The organism is Pseudomonas sp. UBA2684, assembly GCA_002354655.1.
In the GTDB taxonomy this organism is placed as follows: domain Bacteria; phylum Pseudomonadota; class Gammaproteobacteria; order Pseudomonadales; family Pseudomonadaceae; genus Aquipseudomonas.
This window is the reverse complement of record DELY01000053.1, coordinates 1-20453: the sequence shown is the minus strand read 5'-3', so window position 1 is coordinate 20453 and position 20453 is coordinate 1. Positions and strand designations below refer to the sequence as shown.

Here is a 20453-nt window from a genome sequence, read left to right as displayed (position 1 = left end):
CAATTAGAAATTTTCCGGGGTCTTGGATTTCTCGCGGGCATTTTCGCGGGTGATCAAGCCCTTCGCCACCAGACCCTTGAGGCAGGAATCGAGGGTCTGCATGCCCAGCGAACCGCCGGTCTGGATAGCCGAGTACATCTGCGCGACCTTGTCTTCGCGGATCAGGTTACGGATCGCCGGCGTGCCTATCATGATCTCGTGCGCCGCCACGCGGCCACCACCGATCTTCTTGATCAGGGTTTGCGAAATCACCGACTGCAAGGATTCCGAGAGCATCGAGCGGACCATGGATTTCTCTTCGGCCGGGAACACGTCGACCACCCGGTCAATGGTCTTGGCTGCCGAGGTGGTGTGCAGGGTACCGAAGACCAAGTGGCCGGTTTCCGCGGCGGTCAGCGCCAGGCGGATGGTTTCCAGGTCACGCATCTCGCCGACCAGAATGATGTCCGGGTCTTCGCGCAAGGCCGAGCGCAGCGCTTCGGAGAAGCCCAGGGTGTCGCGGTGCACCTCGCGCTGGTTGACCAGGCACTTCTTCGACTCGTGTACGAATTCGATGGGGTCTTCGATGGTCAGAATATGGTGGTACTTGGTGCTGTTGAGGTAGTCGAGCATCGCCGCCAGGGTGGTCGACTTGCCCGAACCGGTTGGCCCGGTCACCAGCACCAGGCCGCGCGGCACGTCGGTGATCTTGCGGAACACCTCGCCCATGCCGAGGTCTTCCATGCTCAGCACCTTGGACGGAATGGTACGGAATACCGCGCCGGCACCGCGGTTCTGGTTGAAGGCGTTGACCCGGAAACGCGCGACGCCAGGCACTTCGAAAGAGAAGTCGGTCTCGAGGAACTCCTCGAAATCCTTGCGCTGCTTGTCATTCATGATGTCGTAGATCAGCGCATGCACCTGCTTGTGATCCAGGGCCGGCAAGTTGATTCGGCGCACATCGCCGTCGACCCGAATCATCGGCGGCAGACCAGCAGAGAGGTGCAGGTCCGACGCGCCTTGCTTGGCGCTGAAGGCAAGCAACTCGGTGATATCCATGGGACTCCCTAATGACAAGCAAGCAGGTAGAATGCCGCAGACCTAGGCGGCTGGCGCAAGTAATGTCCACGATAGCAGAGAATATTGCAAAGGTCGGAGCGCGCATCCGTGAGGCGGCGCAAGCCTCTGCGCGAGATAATGCGACGATTGGCCTGCTCGCGGTGAGCAAAACCAAACCGGCGCTCGCGATTCGCCAAGCGCATGCCGCCGGCGTGCACGATTTCGGCGAAAACTACCTGCAGGAAGCCTTGGAAAAACAGCTCGAATTGAGCGATTTGCCATTGATTTGGCATTTCATCGGCCCCATTCAATCGAACAAGACCCGTGCCATTGCCGAGCATTTCGCCTGGGTGCACTCGGTCGATCGCCTGAAGGTCGCCGAACGCCTGTCCGCACAACGCCCGGCGCACTTACCGGCGCTGAATATCTGCCTGCAGGTGAACGTCAGCGGTGAAGCCAGCAAATCGGGCTGTAGCCCGCAAGAGCTGCCGGCACTGGCACAGGCGGTTACACAACTGCCCAACCTCAAGCTGCGCGGATTGATGACAATTCCCGAACCGAGCGAGGATCAGGCCGCACAACGCGCGGCGTTTGCCCGCTTGCGTGAACTGCAAGAACAGCTGCACCTCGGCCTCGACACCCTGTCCATGGGCATGAGCCATGATCTGGAAGCGGCCATCGCCGAAGGGGCGACTTGGGTCAGGATCGGTACCGCCCTGTTTGGCACCCGCGACTATGCCTAAGCCCTGCATGCCCACGACTCTATAAAGGAAGCCCGTAATGACCACTCCCCGCATTGCCTTTATCGGCGCTGGCAATATGGCAGCCAGCCTGATCGGCGGCCTGCGCGCACAAGGCGTGGCAGCCAGTGCCATCCGTGCCAGCGACCGTGGCGCCGAACAACGCGCGAAGATCGCCGCGGAATACGCGATCGACACCTTTGCCAGCAATGCCGAAGCCATCCAGGGTGCCGATGTCATCGTCCTCGCCGTCAAGCCGCAAGCAATGAAAGACATGTGCCTGGACCTCGCCGCACATGTCCATGCCGGTCAGCTGATCGTTTCCATCGCGGCCGGCATCAGCTGCGCCAGCCTGGAGCGCTGGCTCGCCCCGCAGTCCAGTGCGGCCCGACCGAACGTCTGCGCCATCGTGCGTTGCATGCCCAATACCCCTGCGCTGCTGCGCCAGGGCGTCAGTGGCCTGTACGCCAATGCGCATGTCTCCAGCGAGCAGCGCCAGCAGGCCGAGCAACTGCTCAGCGCCGTTGGCCTGGCCCTGTGGCTGGACCAAGAGCAGTTGCTCGATGCGGTCACGGCGGTGTCCGGCAGCGGCCCGGCGTATTTCTTCCTGATGATCGAAGCGATGACCGCCGCCGGCGAAAAACTCGGCCTGCCGCGTGCCACCGCTGCCCAGCTGACCCTGCACACGGCCCTCGGTGCCGCACGTATGGCCGTGGCCAGCGATGTCGATGCCAGTGAACTGCGCCGCCGCGTCACCTCGCCGGCCGGTACCACCGAAGCGGCCATCAACACATTCCAGGCTGGCGGCTTCGCGGCGCTGGTCGAACAGGCATTGAATGCGGCTGCCCACCGCTCGGCTGAACTGGCCGAACAACTGGGCCAATAGGAGCTAGAAGATGATTGGATTGAACACTGCGGCTATTTATATCCTGCAAACCATCGGCAGCCTGTACCTGCTGATCGTGTTGCTGCGCTTCATACTGCAACTGGTCCGCGCGGACTTCTACAACCCGCTCAGCCAGTTCATCGTGCGCGCCACCCACCCGCTGCTGAAGCCGCTGCGTAAAGTCATTCCCAGCTTCGCCGGCCTCGACCTGGCCTCGCTGGTGCTAGCCATTCTGGTGCAGTTGCTGCTGATGGCGCTGACTCTGATGCTGATGGGCTACGGCCTCGACAACCCGTTACAGCTGCTGGTCTGGTCGATCATTGGCGTCACCGCGCTGTTCCTCAAGGTGTTCTTCTTCGCCCTGATCATCAGCGTGATCCTCTCCTGGGTCGCCCAGGGCAGCCACAACCCTGGCGTCGAGCTGGTCAACCAGATCTGCGAGCCCTTGCTGATGCCGATCCGCCGCATCCTGCCAAGCATGGGCGGGCTGGACCTGTCGCCCATCGTCGCCTTCCTCCTGCTCAACCTGATCGACATGCTGGTGATTCGCAACCTGGCGGTGATGGCCGGCATGCTCAAAGGCCTCAGCCTGGCGATCTGATGGGGTTTTACCGCCGGGACACGGGTCTGTTGCTGGCCTTTCTCCCCCTGGCGTTTGCCGTCGGCAAACGCCAGGGGGAGCCTGGAAAGCGCCAGCAACGCCGGCAGAAGCGCGTGCGCATCAAACAACCGCAGCAGTTGCCGACAGCGCTGAACCTGACCGTTGGGTCTGTTTGACAGACCATAAGGCGGGACACTGATGATGGCCAATTGACGCGGCTAATCCGCACCGCATAATGCGCGATAGCCCGATGCGCGATTATTGGGCGTGGAGCCGCGTACCACGGACAGTCAGCGGACCACCTAGAGCACCTGGGCGAGCGCTACGCCAAGGTCACCCAACGGACGCGCTACCGAGAGGAACGCAGGATGAGCATGGAACGTCTCAGTCAACAGGTCGACGCCTACGTCACCTGGAAGCGCGAGCTGATGCGCGAGATCACCCGCTACCGCAGCTGGCTGGTGAACAACCGGCTGAATTCCGACGCGGTGGAAGCCAAACTCGAACGCGCCCTGCGCCTGTTGCGCACCGATCACATCACCCTGGCCTTCGTCGGCGAATTTTCCCGTGGCAAGACCGAGCTGATCAACAGCCTGTTCTTCTCCGAATACGGCCAGCGCATGCTGCCCTCGCAGGCCGGACGCACCACCATGTGCCCCACCGAGCTGTTCTTCGATCCGCGCTCGGAACGCTCCTATATCCGCCTGCTGCCGATCGAGACCCGTGTGGCCGAAGCCAGCGTGTCGCAATTCAAGCGCATCCCCCGGCACTGGGTGAACATTCCGCTGGACCTGAGCGACCCGGACAATATGGTCCAGGCGTTCACCCAGGTGGCGAAAACCAAACCGATGCCCGTCGAACAGGCGATTCAGCTGGGCTTCCACCCGGACATGCTGGAAGGCACCGGCAAGCCCGGTCAGGTGCTGGTACCGGCCTGGCGCCACGCCATGGTCAACTTCGATCACCCGCTGCTGCGCCAGGGTCTGCGCATTCTCGACACGCCCGGCCTGAATGCCCTCGGCAGCGAGCCGGAACTGACCCTGTCGATGCTGCCCAACGCCCAGGCGATCATCTTCCTGCTGTCCGCCGATACCGGGGTCACCGCCAGCGACATGGCGGTCTGGCAGCAACATATCCGCCAACTCGACGAAGACACCCAGACCAGCCTGTTCGCCGTACTGAACAAGATCGACGTGCTGTGGGACGACCTCGCCGGCGAAGCCTTCGTGCAGAACGCGATTCAGCAAATCCAGAAAACCACCGCCAAACAGCTCGGTATCAAACCCGAAGATGTATTGCCGCTGTCGGCCAAGCAAGCCTTGCTGGCCAAGGTGCGCAAAGACCAGGAACTGCTGATCCGCAGCCAGATGAGCAACCTGGAAAACCTGCTCTGCGAGCGTATCGTCACGCAGAAGGAACGGCTGATCGAGGACCGCGTGGTCACCCAGGTGTTGGCGCTGCTGCAAAACAGCCAGCATGTGCTCAACCTGCGCCTGGAGAAGGTCAACGAACAGCAAGCGCTGCTCAGCAACCACCAGCACGACAACGGCCAGATGCTATTTGAGCTGACCGCCAAGACCAAGGAAGACCACAGCCAGCACCACAAACGCCTGCTCGGGCTGAAGACCAACCAGCGCCTGCTCAAGCGCCAAGGCGATCTGCTGCGGGCGGCGGCGCGCCCGGAACGCCTGGAAGAGCACCTGCACAGAGTGCGCCGTAACCTCACCGGCAGCTGGACCACCCTGGGCATCAACCAGGCCATCCTGCACTTCTTCCGCGCGGTGGAAAGCGACCTGCACAGCCTGGAGCAGGAAGCCCAGATGGCCAACAAGATGGTCGCCGCCATCTATCGCCGGCACAACGAAGAGAACCCGCTGCACGGCGTCGATGCGCCGCAGTTCAACATCGCCCGCTACTTGCGCGAACTCAAGCAGCAGCAGGGCAAAGCCGATCAGTTCCGCCTGCACCTGAAAACCCTGCTGACCGAGCAGCGCAGCCTGACCAAGCGCTTCTTCGCCACCCTGGTGCAGGAAGTCATCGGCCTGCACCAGCGCCTGCGTCTGGAAGCCGAACAATGGGCCAGCGACGCGTTGATGCCACTGATGCAGCACACCCTGGAACACAAGCAATTGCTGGAAACCCACATGCTGCGGCTCAAGGCCCTGGCCCAGGAAACCCAACAGACGCGCCAGCGCAGCCAGCAATTGGGGCGCTACAGCGACGAGCTGGAGCAGCAACTGACCCAAGCCAACGAAATGCTGCGCGTCCTGCGCCGCCCCGCGCCGATCCAGCGCCAAGGCAAAGTGGTCAGCCTGCCAGGCGCCGCACGGCCGCACAGCGTCGGCGAATAGCCAGTTGGCTTTCAGCAACGAACCCCATATGCTGCAAATCTAGAGCCACAAGTAGGAGGCTTATTGTGATGAAAAGCCACTTCAGTCTGATTACCTCGCAGGACGATCCCAGCGACACGCAGCTCTCGAACCTGATGTCACAGGTTCGTCAACTCGCCCATAACAGAGTGGCGCGAGTAGATAGCCAGCTCACTGAAGCACTGACTCAAGCAATCAAAGCCAAGAAGAAAAGCGCGGCGACTCGCACACCCCACAATGCCTGAAAGCAAACCCAAGCTGATCGTTTTCGCCGGACCTAATGGCTCCGGCAAAACCTCAATCACTGAAACGCTGAGAGAGCATCACTGGTTGTCCGGCTGCACATTCGTCAATCCGGACGAAATCGCCCAAGACGAGTTCGGAGGCTGGAACTCAGAAGAAGCGTTCAGACAAGCAGCGAAAAAATCCGAAGACTTGCGCGAGCAATGCCTAAATGACAGGCGCAGCCTTGCATTTGAAACCGTGCTATCCACGCAGAACAAGCTTGATTTCATTCAACGCGCGGTCGATGCGGGCTTCTTTGTCAGGGTTTTCTTCGTCAGCACCTCACACCCGGCCATCAACGCCTATCGAATTACCTACCGCTACATGGACGGCGGACATGAAGTCCCCATCAGCAAAATTGTCTCGCGCTATACAAAATCCATAGCAAACTGCGTTGAACTGGCTTCACTGGTAGATCGGCTATACATCTACGATAACTCCGTAAACGATCACAGTCCTCGCCTACTGTTCCGCACTCGCCAAGGGCATCTTTGCAAGACCTACGCCGCCGATGCCGATATTCCTGAATGGGCCCTGCAAATCAAGCAATGCGTCCCTGACTGAGCCAAGCACTGTTCTTGCCGCCTGGGGCGGCGCTCTTTAGACTGCTGCTCTTTCTTTTGCACTTCCTTTTCCTTTATTACGAGCAGGGTCGATGCCGACTGCCTTTCCCCAAGACTCTGTTGGCCTGGTAACGCCCCAGGTGCTGCATTTCGCTGAACCCCTGGCGCTGGCCTGCGGGCGCAGCCTGGCCGACTACCAACTGATCTACGAAACCTACGGCGAGCTGAATGCCACGGCGAGCAATGCCGTGCTGATCTGCCACGCCCTGTCCGGCCACCACCACGCCGCCGGCTACCACAGCGCGGACGAGCGCAAGCCCGGCTGGTGGGACAGCTGCATCGGCCCGGGCAAACCGATCGACACCAACAAATTCTTCGTCGTCAGCCTCAACAATCTCGGTGGCTGCAACGGCTCGACCGGGCCATCCAGCCTCAACCCGGCCACCGGCAAACCGTTCGGCGCGGATTTCCCGGTGATGACCGTGGAAGACTGGGTGCACAGCCAGGCCCGTCTGGCCGACGCCCTCGGCATCGCGCAATGGGCCGCGGTAGTTGGCGGCAGCCTCGGCGGCATGCAGGCCCTGCAATGGACCATCAGCTACCCCGAGCGCGTGCGCCATTGCCTAGCCATCGCCTCGGCGCCCAAGCTCTCGGCGCAGAACATCGCCTTCAACGAAGTGGCGCGCCAGGCGATCCTCACCGACCCGGAATTCCACGGCGGGCACTTCCAGGAACAGGGCGTGATTCCCAAGCGAGGGCTGATGCTGGCGCGCATGGTCGGCCACATCACCTACCTGTCGGACGACGCCATGGGCGAGAAATTCGGCCGTGGCCTGAAAAGCGAAAAACTCAACTACGACTTCCACAGCGTCGAATTTCAGGTGGAAAGCTACCTGCGCTACCAGGGCGAGGAGTTTTCCGGGCGTTTCGACGCCAACACCTACCTGCTGATGACCAAGGCGCTGGATTACTTCGACCCGGCGGCCGCGTGCGCTGACGACTTGGCCAAGACCCTGGCGCATGTCACGGCGGATTTCTGCGTGATGTCCTTCACCACCGACTGGCGCTTCTCGCCCGCGCGCTCGCGGGAAATCGTCGATGCGCTGACGGCCGCGCGCAAGAACGTGTGCTACCTGGAAATCGACGCGCCGCAGGGCCACGACGCCTTCCTGATGCCGATCCCGCGCTACTTGCAGGCCTTCAGCAGCTATATGAATCGAATCGCAGTATGAGGCACGCATGAGAGCCGATCTGGACATCATCCAAGACTGGATACCCGCCGGCAGCCGGGTGCTCGACCTCGGCTGCGGCAATGGCGAACTGCTGGCCTGGCTGGCGGAGCACAAGCAGGTGTTTGGCTACGGCCTGGAAATCGACCCCGACAATATTGCCCAATGCGTGAGCAAGGGCGTCAACGTCATCGAGCAGAACCTCGACAAGGGCCTCGGCAACTTCGCCAGCAACAGCTTCGATGTGGTGGTGATGACTCAGTCGCTGCAGGCCCTGCATTTCCCGGACAAAGTGCTGGCGGAGATGCTGCGGGTCGGCAAGACCTGCATCATCACCTTCCCCAACTTCGCCCACTGGCGCTGCCGCTGGTACCTGACGAGCAAGGGGCGCATGCCGGTTTCCGACTTCTTGCCCTACACCTGGTACAACACGCCGAACATCCACTTCTGCACCTTCGACGACTTCGAGCGCCTGTGCCGCGCGCAAGACGCCAAGGTGCTGGATCGCCTGGCTGTGGATCGCGACCATCGCCACGGCTGGGCCAGCCGTATCTGGCCTAATCTATTAGGTGAGATCGGCATCTACCGGATCAGCGGTCGCACCGCCCACGACGTGACAATCGCCAACTGAGCTGGCGGCCGTTCAGGTCGATTCATCAGGAGAACCATCATGCGTCGCATTGCCTTACTGTTTATCGCCCTGTGCCTGAGCTTGCCGGCGCTTGCCGAGCGCAAGCAGAGCTTTGGCGACCTGGACGTACACTACATCGCCTTCAATTCCGGCTTCCTGCAACCGGATATCGCCGCCGCCAACGGCCTGGTCCGCAGCAAGACCCAGGGCGTGGTGAACATCTCCGTGCTCAAGGCCGGCCAGCCGAGCAACGCCAGCGTCAGCGGCGCAGTGAAGAACCTGCTCGGGCGCAACTACCCGCTGAACTTCAAGCAGGTCAAAGAAGGCACGGCGATCTACTACCTGGCACAGTTCCCCTTCGAATCGCGGGAAGTGCTGCGCTTCACCATCACGGTGCGCGCCAGCGACGGCGTCGCCCACAGCGTCGACTTCAACCAGGAATTCTTCCCCGACGAATGATCAGCGAACTCGTACTGGCCAGCCATAACGCCGGCAAACTCAAGGAACTCCAGGCCATGCTCGGCGCCGCGGTGCGCGTGCGCTCGATCGGCGAGTTCAGCAGCGTGGAGCCGGAAGAGACCGGCCTGTCGTTCGTCGAGAACGCGATTCTCAAGGCGCGCCACGCCGCACGCGTCTCCGGCCTGCCAGCGCTGGCCGACGACTCCGGCCTGGCGGTGGACTTTCTCGGCGGCGCGCCGGGCATCTACTCGGCGCGCTATGCCGATGGCCAGGGCGATGCGGCGAACAACGCGAAACTCCTAGAGGTGCTGAAAGACCTGCCGGACGCGCAGCGCGGCGCGCAGTTCGTCTGCGCCCTGGCACTGGTGCGCCATGCCGACGACCCGTTGCCGATTCTCTGCGAAGGCCTCTGGCACGGACGCATCCTGCATGCCGCGCGGGGCGCCCACGGTTTCGGCTACGACCCGCTGTTCTGGGTCGAGGAACGCCAATGCTCCAGCGCCGAGCTGGCACCCGCCGAGAAGAACCAGCTGAGCCACCGCGCCCGCGCCATGGCGCTGCTGAAGCAACGACTGGGCCTGACATGAACCAGCCGTCCTCAACCCCGATCCCTCTCCCAGAGGGCGCGGGGCACCACAGTGCGTTCGAGCTACCGCCACTGGCGCTGTATATCCATATTCCCTGGTGCGTGAAGAAGTGCCCGTACTGCGACTTCAACTCCCACGCCGCCGGGCCGACGCTACCGGAAGAAGAATACATCGACGCCCTGCTCGCCGACCTCGATGAAGAGCTGCCCCAGGTCTATGGCCGCCCGCTGACGTCGATCTTTTTCGGCGGTGGCACCCCCAGCCTGTTCTCGGCCAAGGCCCTCGGCCGCCTGCTGGCAGGCGTGGAGCGCCGCGTGCCGTTCGCGGCGGATATCGAGATCACCCTGGAGGCCAACCCCGGCACCTTCGAGCAGGCCAAGTTCGCCGCCTACCGCAGCCTCGGCATCAATCGCCTGTCGATCGGCGTGCAGAGCTTCCAAGCCGCCAAGCTCAAGGCCCTGGGTCGCATCCACGATGGCGACGAGGCGATCCGCGCGGCCGACATGGCGCGTGCCGCCGGTTTCGACAACTTCAACCTGGACCTGATGCACGGCCTGCCCGAGCAGTCCATCGACGACGCCTTGGACGACCTGCGCATCGCCATCGCCCAAGCACCGACGCACCTGTCCTGGTACCAGCTGACCCTGGAGCCGAACACGGTGTTCTGGAACCAGCCACCGACGCTGCCGGAAGATGACATCCTCTGGGACATCCAGGAAGCCGGCCAGGCGCTGCTCGCCGCGCACGGCTACGCGCAATACGAGGTATCGGCCTACGCCCAGCCCGGCAAGGCGGCGCGGCACAACCTGAATTACTGGACCTTCGGCGACTTCCTCGGCATCGGCGCCGGCGCCCACGCCAAGCTGAGCCGCCCGGATGGAACGATCAGCCGCAGCTGGAAAACCCGCCTGCCGAAAGACTACCTGGCTGCCGGCAAACGCTTTACCGCCGGCGAGCGCGCACTGAGCCAGGACGAATTACCCTTCGAATTTCTGATGAATGTGCTGCGCCTCACGGACGGCGTCGCCAGTGAGCTGTTCACTCAGCGCACCGGCCTGCCGCTGAGCCTGCTGGCCGACGCCCGCGCCGAAGCGCTCAGCCGTGGCCTGCTGCACAGCGACCCGGCACGCCTGGCCGCCACCCGCGAAGGCCAGCTGTTTCTCAACGACCTGCTGCAACATTTTCTGCCTTGATCGGCTGCTTGTGCGCCCGCTGCGCTAAGGACCCCGCATGGATCTGCTCTTCGACCTGATTGCCACCCTGTCGCGCTGGAGCCGTGGCCACCTGTACGACATTTCCCTGGCGATCATGGCCACCCTGTTCGTGCTGTTCGGCCCCGGCATCAATGCCTGGGTGCAACGCTCGATTGGCGGCCTGAACTTCTTCTTCCGCACGCTGATCTTCGTGCTGGTCTGCGCGGTCGGTTACGGCCTGGCGATGGTCTTCATCACCCCCTGGCTGGCCCAGGGCCTCGGTCACTTCAACAACTACACCCTGGCGCCGGTGCTGCTATTGGTGTTCTTCCTGATCGGCGTGCTGGCGGATCGCAACTAGTGCATCAACACACGTAACGCGCCCTGCGGGTCATCGCTATCGGCGAGGTACGCCGAACCTGCGCACGGCCTGGGATGAGCGGTGCGGGACGCGGCATCTGATCCGCTTTTTATTTGAAAATCTGAGTCTGTTATCGGCACCGCCGAACCTCGATCATGCACCCCGCCTGACCATGCCAGATGGGGCGAACTGTATGACCGAGCGCATTCCCGCCACACTCGTCGAGACGATCGACCCGCGCACGTCCGTGCGCCTGACACCCGCACAAGCCGGTGGCGCCATCCATACCCGCAGCTTCACCGGACTGTTCCGCAGCCTGCGCCTGTACGGTGCAGGCGCGCTGTTCCTGTTGTTCTTCGGCACCGCCTGGCTGAACTGGGGCGAGCGCCAGGCGGTGCTGTGGGACCTGGCCGCCGGCAAGTTCTATATTTTCGGCGCGACCTTCTGGCCGCAGGATTTCATCCTGCTCTCGGCACTGTTGATCATCTGCGCCTTTGGCCTGTTCTTTATCACCGTATTCGCCGGCCGCGTCTGGTGCGGTTACACCTGCCCGCAAAGCGTGTGGACCTGGGTGTTCATGTGGGCAGAGAAAATCACCGAGGGCGACCGTAACCAGCGGATCAAGCTGGATGCCGCGCCCTGGTCAACGAACAAGCTGCTGCGCCGCGCCGCCAAGCATGGCCTGTGGCTGGCGGTGAGCCTGGCCACGGCACTGGCCTTCGTTGGCTACTTCACGCCGATTCGCGAACTGCTGCGCGAGCTGCTCAGCTTGCAACTGGGGCTGACCACAGCGTTCTGGCTGCTGTTCTTCACCGCCGCCACCTACCTCAACGCCGGCTGGCTGCGCGAAAAAATCTGCCTGCACATGTGCCCTTACTCGCGTTTCCAGAGCGTGATGTTCGACGACAGCACCCTGCTGGTGACCTATGACAGCGCGCGCGGCGAGGGCCGAGGCCCGCGCAAGAAAACGGCCGACTACCGGGCCCAGGGCCTGGGCGACTGCACCGATTGCACCCTGTGCGTGCAGGTCTGCCCGACCGGCATCGACATCCGCGACGGCCTGCAACTGGACTGCATCAGTTGTGGCGCCTGCATCGACGCCTGCGACACGGTGATGGACAAGATGGGCTATGCCCGCGGCCTGGTGCGCTACACCTCCGAGCGCGCCCTGGCGGGCGGCAAGACGCAATGGCTGCGCCCGCAACTGCTCAGCTACGCCGCCATGTTGCTGCTGATGCTCGCGGCCTTCGTCTGGGCGCTGGACACCCGGCCACTGCTGTCGCTGGACGTGAGCAAAGACCGCGGCCTGTTCCGCGAGAACCCACTGGGGCAGATCGAGAACATCTACAGCCTCAAGGTCATCAATAAAACCCAGCAGACGCGCCGTTATGCCCTGGCACTGGCCGACGCTGGCCCCTTCACCTTGCAGGGCACACGTGAGCTGCGCCTGGCCGCGGGGGAAATCCTCGATCTGCCGGTCAGCGTGGCGCTGACCGCCGAGCTGGCCGCGCCGTCACCCTACACCCTGCGTTTCGAGCTGATTGAGCTGGACGAGCCGCACCACCGCGTCAGCGCCACCAGCACCTTCGTCGCCCCCGCGCAGCGCTGAAGCGGGTCGCATGCACGCTGCCCAGCCAGTAGAGTATGGTGCTCTCTCTGCAGCCGCCACGGGCCCTGGCACGATGAAGCGCTATGAGCAGTTTGCCGATGAAATCGCCGCGCTGATCCGCAGCGGCGTGCTCGCGCCGGGCGAAAAAATCCCCTCGGTGCGGCATGCCAGTCGCACTTACCGGGTCAGCCCGTCGACGGTGTTTCAGGCCTATTACCTGCTGGAGCGCCGCGGCCTGATTCTGGCACGCGCGCGCTCGGGCTATTTCGTCCGCGAACATGCACAACGCCCGTTGCCCGAGCCGGAAATCGGCACGCGCCAGGCCGAGACCACCGCCGTGGATGTCAGCGAGTTGGTGTTCTCGGTGCTCGGCTCGCTGAAAGACCCCGATACCGTGCCCTTCGGCTCGGCGTTCCCCAGCCCGGCGCTGTTCCCGCTGCAGCGTCTGGCCCGCTCCATGGCCCACAGCCTGCGCGGCATGCCGGCCCATGCGGTAATCGCCGACATGACCGAGGGCAACCCCAACCTGCGCCGACAGATCGCCCTGCGCTATAGGGTCAGCGGGGTCATGCTGGCGCTGGAGGAGCTGGTGATCAGCAATGGTGCCATGGAAGCGCTCAACCTCTGCCTGCAATGCGTGACGCAGCCGGGCGACCTGGTGGCCATCGAAGCACCGGCGTTCTACGCCACCCTGCAAGTCCTCGAACGGCTCCAGCTCAAGGCACTGGAGATCCCCATGCACCCGCGCGAAGGCATCGACCTGGACAGCCTCGCCGCCAGCCTCGAGCGGCTGCCGATCAAGGCCTGCTGGTTTATGAGCAGCTTGCAGAACCCGCTTGGCGCGAGCATGAGCGAAGCGAAAAAGCGCGCGCTCTATGAGTTGTTGCAACAGCATCAGGTGCCGCTGATCGAGGACGACGTGTACGCCGAGCTGTATTTCTCCGCGCAGCCGCCCAAACCGGTGAAGAGCTTCGACCGCGACGGCCTGGTGATGCACTGCGGCTCATTCTCCAAGTGCCTCGCGCCGGGCTACCGGGTTGGCTGGGTGGCCGGCGGGCGCTACGCCGAACAGATCGCCCGGCTCCAGCTGATGACCACCATTTCGCCGTCGGTGCCGGCCCAGGCGGCACTGGCCGACTACCTGCAACACGGCGGCTACGACCGCCACCTGCGCAAGCTGCGCCACGCCCTGGAGACTCAGCAGGCCTCGATGCTCGCCTCGGCGGCGCGGCATTTCCCGGCCAGCACGCGGGTGACGCGGCCCGACGGCGGCTATTTTCTCTGGTTCGAATTCCCCGAGCAGGTCGACTCGCTGCAGTTGTTCCAGCTGGCTCTGGCCCAGGGCATCAGCCTCGCGCCGGGGCCGATCTTTTCCGCCACGCGGCGCTTCGGTAACTGCGCACGGCTGAACTACGGCCACCCGTGGAACGCGCAGAGCGAGCAGGCGATGGCCGTGCTCGGGCGCATCCTCGCCTCGTTCTGAGGCGCTTAAACAGCGCCGAACGGCTGCACCTCGGTTTTTTACCGGACGCCGCAGCGCCGAGCGATCATGACGCGCCGCCGTATGCCTTCGGCGCTGGCCGCCGGCCAGCGCCGGAGCGGGCTTAGTTACCCGCGCGGCGCAGGGCCTGCGGGGTGAAGTCGCGCGGCGTCAACGGCGCGTTGAAGTCATACATCGGCTCGTTGTTATCCAGGCCATCGACAAAGTAGCGGCTGCCCTTGAAGTCGTAGATGGTCTCCAGGGTGCTGCCAAACATCGGCACGTCGTAGTAGCTGATCGGGTGGCTTTCTTGCAGCCCGCTCAACTCGCCATCCTTGTCGTACAGATCGACCGCGAGGATTTGCCAGCTGTCCTCGTCAAGGTAGAAGCGGCGCTTGGCGTACGGATGACTGAAGCCCTTGCGCAGCTCGGCCTCGACCACCCAGACGCGGTGCAGCTCATAGCGCAGCAACTCGGGGTTGACCGTGTTGCGTTGCAGGATGCGCTCGTAGGGGAGGTCTTTCTGGTGCACCGCGTAGCTGTTGTACGGCACCAGCATTTCCTGCTTGCCGAGCAAGTTCCACTCGTAGCGATCCGGCGCGCCGTTATAGGAGTCGACCACGTCGGCGGTGGCCATGCCGTTGGTGTCCGGTTGCAGGGTGTCGTAGGCCAGCATCGGCAGGCGCCGCACGCGGCGTTCGCCACGGTTGAAACGCCAGGCCTTGCGGATCGCCAGCACCTGATCGAGGGTTTCCTGCACCACCAGCGCCGAACCGGCCAGCTTGGCCGGCGCGACCACCTTGTACTTGTAGTAGAACAGGGTGTTGTCCAGGTCCTGCGGGCTGACGCCTGCGCGGCCATAGAGGAAGTAGATGTCGCGTTCCAGCTTGAGCAGGTTGTAGGCGCCGTTGGCCAGCACCGCGGCCTGGTTGGTGACAAAACTGATCTGGTCGCCACGGTAACGCATGATGTGGTTCCAGATGGCTTGCTGGCCGTTTTGCGGCAGCGGGAAAGGCACCCCGGCGGCGACCCCGGCCACGCCGTTGCCGCCGGAGATCAACTCGGCGTTCAAGGCGTTGAAGCGAGTGGCGTCATAGATTCGCTGCGGCGCCGCGGCACTGCGGCGGGTCGGGTAGACGCGCAGAGCGTAGTCGGGATTCTGCTCCAGCAAGGCCTGTATGCCGGCCGGCAACTGCGCCTGGTGTTGCGCGAGGTTCTGGCTGTTGACCTGGTACAGCGGCAGGTCGCCGGCATAGGGGTCAGGGTGGTGCATGCCGGGTTGGTAGTTGGCCGGCGGTTGCGCCAGGCCACCGTCCCAGGCCGGAATGGTGCCGGCGGCATTGCCGGCGCGCTCACCGCCCAGCGGGGTCAGGTCCTGGCCCAGGCGCGCGGCCTGAACCGTGTCGACCTTGGCCTGCGCCTGCAACGCAATGGCCGCCAGCAGCAGAATTGAAGATGTTCTCAACACAGCGTTCTCCTCGCGGCGCACCGCATCGCACGCCACTATTTTTTTGTACGCCGACCGGAAGAGGCCGAGCTTTATTGATGCCGTCTTGCGGTGAGGAGCCGTCCTGGCGCCGGGTGGTCCCGATCTTCTGCAATCTCGTCCCTGTGGCGGCTGTGCGCCGTGCCGCGCCGATAGTTCAGCGCGTGAAACCTGTTGCCTCCGCGTGCGGAATCTCGCTATGCCGTATGGGGTGGGCGCAAGCCCAGCCTATGCCAGCGAAAGGCCTCGCTGGCGCGCGCATCAGCAGGTGCTTATACGCTGCGCTGGAACTTCAGGTCCCACACGCCGTGGCCGAGGCGCTCGCCACGCCGCTCGAACTTGGTGGTCGGGCGCTCGCTGGGGCGCTCGACACAACGCCCATCGGCGGCCAGGTTGGTGTAACCCGGCGCTACGTTCATCACTTCCAGCATGTACTCGGCATAGGCCTCCCAATCGGTGGCCATGTGCAGCACGCCGCCAATCTTCAGCTTCTGCCGCACCAGTTCGGCGAAGGCCGGCTGGACGATACGCCGCTTGTGGTGCCGCGACTTGTGCCACGGGTCGGGAAAGAACAGCAGCAGACGGTCGAGGCTGGCGTCGGCCACGCATTGACGCAGCACTTCCAGGGCATCGCAGCTGTACACCCGCACGTTGCTGAGGTTCTGCGTCATCAGGCCGTTGAGCAGCGCGCCAACGCCCGGTTTGTGCACCTCGACGCCGATAAAGTCCTGCTCCGGCGCCGCTGCCGCCATCTCCAACAGGGAATGACCCATGCCGAAGCCGATCTCCAGGGTGCGCGGCGCACGGCGAGCAAATACCGCGTCGAAATCCGCGGCACCGGCCTCCAGCTCCAGGCCGAACTTCGGCCAGCCCTGATCGAGGCCGCGTTGCTGGCCTTCGGTCATGCGCCCGGCGCGCATCACAAAACTCTTGATGGCGCGGTGCTTGGAGGTGTCTTCAGCCGGCTCGGGCTGTTGCTGCGATTCAGTCATGCTGTGCTCGTTATCAGGAGCCTGCCGGACTTGACCGTTCGCTACGAAGGGAAGTCCGGATTGAGGCAATTTTCAGTTTTCGAGGAGAAAAGCCTGCTATTTGACGAGAAAAAGCGGGAAAAATGACCGACCCGGCTTTCCGCAGTAGAACCGCGTCAAGCTCGGCAGGCTCCTCTCGATCTAGATCAGGCCATCCAGCGGCGACGAGGCACTGGCATAGAGTTTCTTCGGCATGCGCCCGGCCAGGTAGGCCATGCGCCCGGCGATGATCGCGTGCTTCATCGCCTCGCCCATCAGAATCGGGTTCTGCGCATGGGCGATGGCGCTGTTCATCAGCACCGCCTCACAGCCCAACTCCATGGCGATGGTGGCGTCCGACGCGGTGCCGACCCCGGCATCGACCAACACCGGCACGCTCGCCTCTTCGAGGATGATGCGCAGGTTGTACGGGTTGCAGATGCCCAGCCCGGTGCCGATCAGCCCGGCCAGCGGCATCACCGCGATGCAGCCCATGGCCGCCAGCTCGCGGGCGATGATCGGGTCGTCGCTGGTGTAGACCATCACGTCGAAACCGTCCTTGACCAGCACTTCGGCGGCCTTGAGGGTTTCGATCACGTTGGGGAACAGGGTCTTCTGGTCGGCCAGCACTTCCAGCTTGACCAGCTTGTGGCCGTCGAGCAGCTCGCGGGCCAGGCGGCAGGTGCGCACCGCTTCGGCGGCGTCGTAGCAGCCGGCGGTGTTGGGCAGGATGGTGTACTTGTCAGGGCTGATCACATCCAGCAGGTTCGGCTCGCCGGGGTTCTGCCCGATATTGGTGCGGCGCACCGCCACGGTGACGATCTCCGCGCCCGAAGCCTCGATGGCCGCGCGGGTTTCCTCGAGGTCCTTGTACTTACCGGTGCCCACCAGCAGGCGCGACTGATAGGTACGGCCGGCCAGAGTAAAGGGCTTGTCGCTGCGAACGTGGCTCATCGGAGACTCCTAGCTGGACGCCTGACAACAGGCTTTGGCAACTGTAGCGGGCGACGGTCGGGCGCACTGCAATCCAACGAAAAGACCGCGCGTACGGCTGTACGTGAGCATTTTCGCACGGAGTCCAACGCGGCCTGGCCGAACGCAATAATGTTCAACGGCCCGATCAGCCGCCACCAATGGCGTGCACCACTTCGATCCGATCACCGTCGCGAAGCGCGGTGGCGGCGTGCTGGCTGCGCGGCACGATATCCAGGTTGAGCTCGACCGCCACGCGGCGCCCAGCCAGGTCCAGACGGCCGATCAAATCCGCGACAGTCTGGCCATCGGGCAGTTCGAATGATTCACCGTTCAACTGAATGCGCATGACGGAGCGATCACAACTGGAAAGAGGGCCGGCATTCTAGCCCGATCACGGGCGATGACCAAGGCTAAAGGGCGCCATTCGTCCAGCTTTCTGACGCCCGAGTCAGCTTAAGCGCCAAGCGGCCAGACCGAGGCAGAACCAGCCTGCCAAGAACGCCAGGCCGCCGAATGGCGTGATGATGCCGAGCATGCCGATACCGCTGAGGGTGAGCAGGTACAGGCTGCCGCAGAACAGCGCGATACCCAGGGCAAACAAGCCGCCAGCCAGGTTCACCAGGCGTCCGGGCGCTTGCAACGCCAGCAGGGCGACGCCGAACAGCGCCAACGCATGGATCAATTGATAGTGCGTGCCGGTCTGGAACACCGCGAGGTACTCCGCGCTGAGCGTGTTTTTCAAGCCATGCGCGGCGAAAGCACCCAGGCCGACCCCGCTAAAACCGGCGAAGGCCGACAACAACAACCACAGACGCGCCATGCATCACTCCAGACAAGCGGGAATCGACCGCTATAATGGCGCGCAAACTCAACCCGGCCAAGCTCGCATGTTCCGATCCATTCGCCGTCGCCTGTTCAAACTGCTGCTTTGGCTGATGGCCGGCTCGGCTCTGCTGGTGCTCGTGTTCCGTTGGCTGCCGCCGCCCGGCACGGCGCTGATGGTCGAGCGCAAGATCGAATCCTGGATCGACGGCCAACCGATCGACCTGCAACGCAATTGGCGCCCTTGGGATGAGCTGTCGGACGATTTGAAAATCGCAGTGATCGCCGGCGAGGACCAGAAGTTCGCCGAACACTGGGGCTTCGATGTCGCGGCGATCCAGGCCGCGCTGGCGCACAATCAGCAAGGCGGCTCGGTGCGCGGCGCCAGCACCTTGAGCCAGCAGGTAGCGAAAAACCTGTTCCTCTGGTCGGGGCGCAGCTGGCTGCGCAAAGGCGCCGAAGTCTGGTTCACCGCGCTGATCGAACTGCTCTGGCCCAAGCAGCGGATTCTCGAGGTGTACCTCAACAGCGTCGAATGGGACGCTGGCGTGTTCGGCGCCGAAGCCGCGGCGCGGCATCACTTCAAGGTTGGCGCGCCTTACCTGTCGGCTCAGCAAGCCAGTTTGCTGGCGGCCGTGCTGCCGAACCCGCGGGAATGGAGCGCCAGCCGCCCGAGCGGCTATGTCAGCCGGCGCGCCAGTTGGATTCGTCAACAGATGCGCCAACTCGGCGGCAGCCACTACATCAATCAGCTGCAACCGACACGCCCGGACTGGTGGCCGGACTGGCTGAAAGCCTGAGCAGGCCCCAGGCAATCAGCAACTGGCCGGTGAAGTACAACGTCACGATCACCGGCACCGCGTACGGAAACGGCTGGATGAACTTGTTCACCCCGATCAGCGAATCCGCCAACAGAAACAGCAGCGCACCCGCCCACAGGCGCCCTGGCCGCTCTGCGACGCGCACCGCCGCTAGCGCCATGCCCAGCAGACCCAGAAAATACAGCGCCACCGGCACCTGCAACGTACCTGTTCCCGGCAGCATCCAGGCCGTCATCGACGCGGTATAGACGATCACCGGCAAGCTCCACCAGCAACGCCACGGCCGGCCATGGCCGAGCTGGAGAAAACCGCCGATGAACGCCACCTGGGTCAACAGAAAAGCCAGCAGCGCCTGGATGAACAGGCCGTCGCGATTGCCGTAATCGAGAAAGAAATCCCCCGCTGCCGCCGCGATAAAACCCACCGCCAGGCAACGACCACCGACCCCACCCGGGCTGCGCCAGACCAACCAGGCAAACAGCAGCATCGGCAGCGGTTTGAGCAACCAGCTCAGCGGGTAGGGTTTGCAGACCAGCAACGCGATGTACAGATACCCGAGAAACGCCGCCAACCCGAGCAGGTAACGTTGAGCGATGGGCATAGCCGCCTCCGTGTCTGGTTATGGCCTCGGCATACTCGCGCGCACCGCCCCAGAGAACAAGCCTAGCGCTGCTGCGCCTCACGCGGCACGGCATGCAACAGGCGCAGCCGCTCGCCATCCGTGTGCGCTGTCAGCCCCAGATCGGGATACACCCAGGCCTGGCCGCCGCCCAGCGCCAGGCGCAGACGCGGCGCCCCGAGGCTGCTGATCAGGCGTTCGGCGGCGACATCGTGCAGTGGCGTGAGACTCAGGCTGGCAATCTGGTGACTGCCCAACTGAGCCAACAATTGCTCACCGAGCGACTGCTCGCCGGCTTGCACACTGGCACCAAACGCGCTCAGCAGGCTGGCGCGCTCGGCCTGAGTCAGCGCCAGTTCCGCCTCCAGCGCCCACGGCTGGTCACCCGTCTGCCACTCGGCCCGATACAGCAAGCGCGCACCGTCCAGACGCGGCTGCAACCACAGCTGGCCGGCGGCCGCGGCCGTCAGCCGGGCCAGGGTCAAACGCTCATCGGCCAACGGCGTGAACACCTCGGCCTGCCATTCGCGCAGCCCTGGCAACGGCTCGGCCGGCTGCGCCAGGCGCACCAACCAGGTGCCGCAGGCGAAGAACAGCGCGCCAATGGCGGCAAAGATCAGCCAGTGCTGCGCACGCAAGGACGGCATGTTCATCGGTTTTTCTCCATGTCTAGTCCTGAAATAGGTTTA

Annotated in this window: 24 protein-coding genes; 16 read left to right on the top strand and 8 right to left on the bottom strand. The window is 63.6% G+C overall.

All coding sequences use genetic code 11. The features are described from left to right. Window positions 1-3 precede the first annotated feature (3 nt). On the bottom strand, window positions 4-1038 hold the full coding sequence (gene pilT / locus B3M58_RS20400; protein ID WP_296221994.1) for a type IV pilus twitching motility protein PilT: 1035 nt from the start codon (window positions 1036-1038) through the stop codon (window positions 4-6). A gap of 62 nt (window positions 1039-1100) precedes the next feature. Here pilT and B3M58_RS20395 point away from each other — a divergent pair, with 62 nt between their 5' ends. The 15 genes from B3M58_RS20395 to mapR all read left to right on the top strand — a co-directional run bounded on the left by B3M58_RS20395 (window position 1101) and on the right by mapR (window position 14034). Continuing rightward, complete coding sequence (locus tag B3M58_RS20395; RefSeq protein WP_296221992.1) at window positions 1101-1781, top strand: YggS family pyridoxal phosphate-dependent enzyme; 681 nt, start codon at window positions 1101-1103, stop codon at window positions 1779-1781. Window positions 1782-1818: 37 nt separating this feature from the next. Beyond that, on the top strand, window positions 1819-2664 hold the full coding sequence (proC, locus tag B3M58_RS20390) for a pyrroline-5-carboxylate reductase (RefSeq protein WP_296221990.1): 846 nt from the start codon (window positions 1819-1821) through the stop codon (window positions 2662-2664). 10 nt (window positions 2665-2674) lie between these two features. Continuing rightward, on the top strand, window positions 2675-3265 hold the full coding sequence (locus B3M58_RS20385) for a YggT family protein (protein WP_296221988.1): 591 nt from the start codon (window positions 2675-2677) through the stop codon (window positions 3263-3265). Then, window positions 3265-3441 (top strand): hypothetical protein, encoded by a 177-nt coding sequence (locus tag B3M58_RS20380; protein ID WP_296221986.1) that lies wholly within the window; start codon window positions 3265-3267, stop codon window positions 3439-3441. The genes B3M58_RS20385 and B3M58_RS20380 overlap by 1 nt, the downstream gene beginning before the upstream one ends. Window positions 3442-3633: 192 nt before the next feature. Then, window positions 3634-5616, top strand: a complete 1983-nt coding sequence (locus B3M58_RS20375; RefSeq protein WP_296221985.1) for a dynamin-like GTPase family protein — start codon at window positions 3634-3636, stop codon at window positions 5614-5616. Window positions 5617-5684: 68 nt separating this feature from the next. Continuing rightward, complete coding sequence (locus B3M58_RS20370; protein WP_296221983.1) at window positions 5685-5879, top strand: hypothetical protein; 195 nt, start codon at window positions 5685-5687, stop codon at window positions 5877-5879. Continuing rightward, complete coding sequence (locus tag B3M58_RS20365; protein ID WP_296221982.1) at window positions 5872-6483, top strand: zeta toxin family protein; 612 nt, start codon at window positions 5872-5874, stop codon at window positions 6481-6483. Before B3M58_RS20370 ends, B3M58_RS20365 begins: the two co-directional genes overlap by 8 nt. 91 nt (window positions 6484-6574) lie before the next feature. Continuing rightward, complete coding sequence (gene metX / locus B3M58_RS20360) at window positions 6575-7714, top strand: homoserine O-succinyltransferase MetX (protein ID WP_296221979.1); 1140 nt, start codon at window positions 6575-6577, stop codon at window positions 7712-7714. Between the two features lie 7 nt (window positions 7715-7721). Next, complete coding sequence (gene metW, locus B3M58_RS20355; RefSeq protein ID WP_296221977.1) at window positions 7722-8342, top strand: methionine biosynthesis protein MetW; 621 nt, start codon at window positions 7722-7724, stop codon at window positions 8340-8342. 39 nt (window positions 8343-8381) lie between these two features. Beyond that, window positions 8382-8801: a DUF4426 domain-containing protein gene (locus B3M58_RS20350; RefSeq protein WP_296221974.1), complete on the top strand. Its 420-nt coding sequence runs from the start codon at window positions 8382-8384 to the stop codon at window positions 8799-8801. Continuing rightward, entirely contained in the window at window positions 8798-9388 is a 591-nt protein-coding gene (rdgB, locus tag B3M58_RS20345) for an RdgB/HAM1 family non-canonical purine NTP pyrophosphatase (protein ID WP_296221973.1), read from the top strand. The genes B3M58_RS20350 and rdgB overlap by 4 nt, the downstream gene beginning before the upstream one ends. Beyond that, window positions 9385-10581, top strand: a complete 1197-nt coding sequence (gene hemW / locus B3M58_RS20340) for a radical SAM family heme chaperone HemW (RefSeq protein WP_296221971.1) — start codon at window positions 9385-9387, stop codon at window positions 10579-10581. Before rdgB ends, hemW begins: the two co-directional genes overlap by 4 nt. Window positions 10582-10618: 37 nt before the next feature. Beyond that, window positions 10619-10942 carry a DUF3392 domain-containing protein gene (locus B3M58_RS20335; RefSeq protein ID WP_296221969.1) on the top strand — a complete coding sequence of 108 codons (324 nt, stop codon included), beginning with the start codon at window positions 10619-10621 and terminating at the stop codon, window positions 10940-10942. Between the two features lie 193 nt (window positions 10943-11135). Continuing rightward, on the top strand, window positions 11136-12551 hold the full coding sequence (gene ccoG, locus B3M58_RS20330; protein WP_296221968.1) for a cytochrome c oxidase accessory protein CcoG: 1416 nt from the start codon (window positions 11136-11138) through the stop codon (window positions 12549-12551). Window positions 12552-12624: 73 nt separating this feature from the next. Beyond that, entirely contained in the window at window positions 12625-14034 is a 1410-nt protein-coding gene (gene mapR, locus B3M58_RS20325; RefSeq protein WP_296221967.1) for a GntR family transcriptional regulator MpaR, read from the top strand. 121 nt (window positions 14035-14155) lie between these two features. On the opposite strand, the gene B3M58_RS20320 is transcribed toward mapR, so the two are convergent. The 5 genes from B3M58_RS20320 to B3M58_RS20300 form a co-directional block, all read right to left on the bottom strand. After that, complete coding sequence (locus B3M58_RS20320; protein WP_296221965.1) at window positions 14156-15499, bottom strand: DUF1329 domain-containing protein; 1344 nt, start codon at window positions 15497-15499, stop codon at window positions 14156-14158. 290 nt (window positions 15500-15789) lie between these two features. Further along, window positions 15790-16509: a tRNA (guanosine(46)-N7)-methyltransferase TrmB gene (gene trmB, locus B3M58_RS20315; protein ID WP_296221964.1), complete on the bottom strand. Its 720-nt coding sequence runs from the start codon at window positions 16507-16509 to the stop codon at window positions 15790-15792. Between the two features lie 180 nt (window positions 16510-16689). Further along, the gene (locus tag B3M58_RS20310; protein WP_296221963.1) at window positions 16690-17481 is read right to left on the bottom strand and encodes a thiazole synthase; all 792 of its coding nucleotides are present in this window, start codon (window positions 17479-17481) and stop codon (window positions 16690-16692) included. 166 nt (window positions 17482-17647) lie between these two features. Further along, a complete protein-coding gene (thiS, locus tag B3M58_RS20305; protein ID WP_296221962.1) occupies window positions 17648-17848 on the bottom strand; it encodes a sulfur carrier protein ThiS in 201 nt (66 codons plus the stop codon). 102 nt (window positions 17849-17950) lie between these two features. Beyond that, window positions 17951-18322, bottom strand: a complete 372-nt coding sequence (locus B3M58_RS20300; RefSeq protein WP_296221961.1) for a DUF423 domain-containing protein — start codon at window positions 18320-18322, stop codon at window positions 17951-17953. A 67-nt stretch (window positions 18323-18389) separates the two neighbouring features. On the opposite strand from B3M58_RS20300, the gene mtgA reads away from it, so the two are divergent. Then, window positions 18390-19124 carry a monofunctional biosynthetic peptidoglycan transglycosylase gene (gene mtgA, locus B3M58_RS20295; protein WP_296221959.1) on the top strand — a complete coding sequence of 245 codons (735 nt, stop codon included), beginning with the start codon at window positions 18390-18392 and terminating at the stop codon, window positions 19122-19124. On the opposite strand, the gene B3M58_RS20290 is transcribed toward mtgA, so the two are convergent. Together B3M58_RS20290 and B3M58_RS20285 are read right to left on the bottom strand one after the other, a co-directional pair. Further along, complete coding sequence (locus tag B3M58_RS20290; protein ID WP_296221957.1) at window positions 19069-19746, bottom strand: lysoplasmalogenase; 678 nt, start codon at window positions 19744-19746, stop codon at window positions 19069-19071. The genes mtgA and B3M58_RS20290 overlap by 56 nt on opposite strands. Window positions 19747-19808: 62 nt before the next feature. Further along, window positions 19809-20417: a hypothetical protein gene (locus B3M58_RS20285; RefSeq protein WP_296221955.1), complete on the bottom strand. Its 609-nt coding sequence runs from the start codon at window positions 20415-20417 to the stop codon at window positions 19809-19811. Between the last annotated feature and the right edge of the window lie 36 nt (window positions 20418-20453).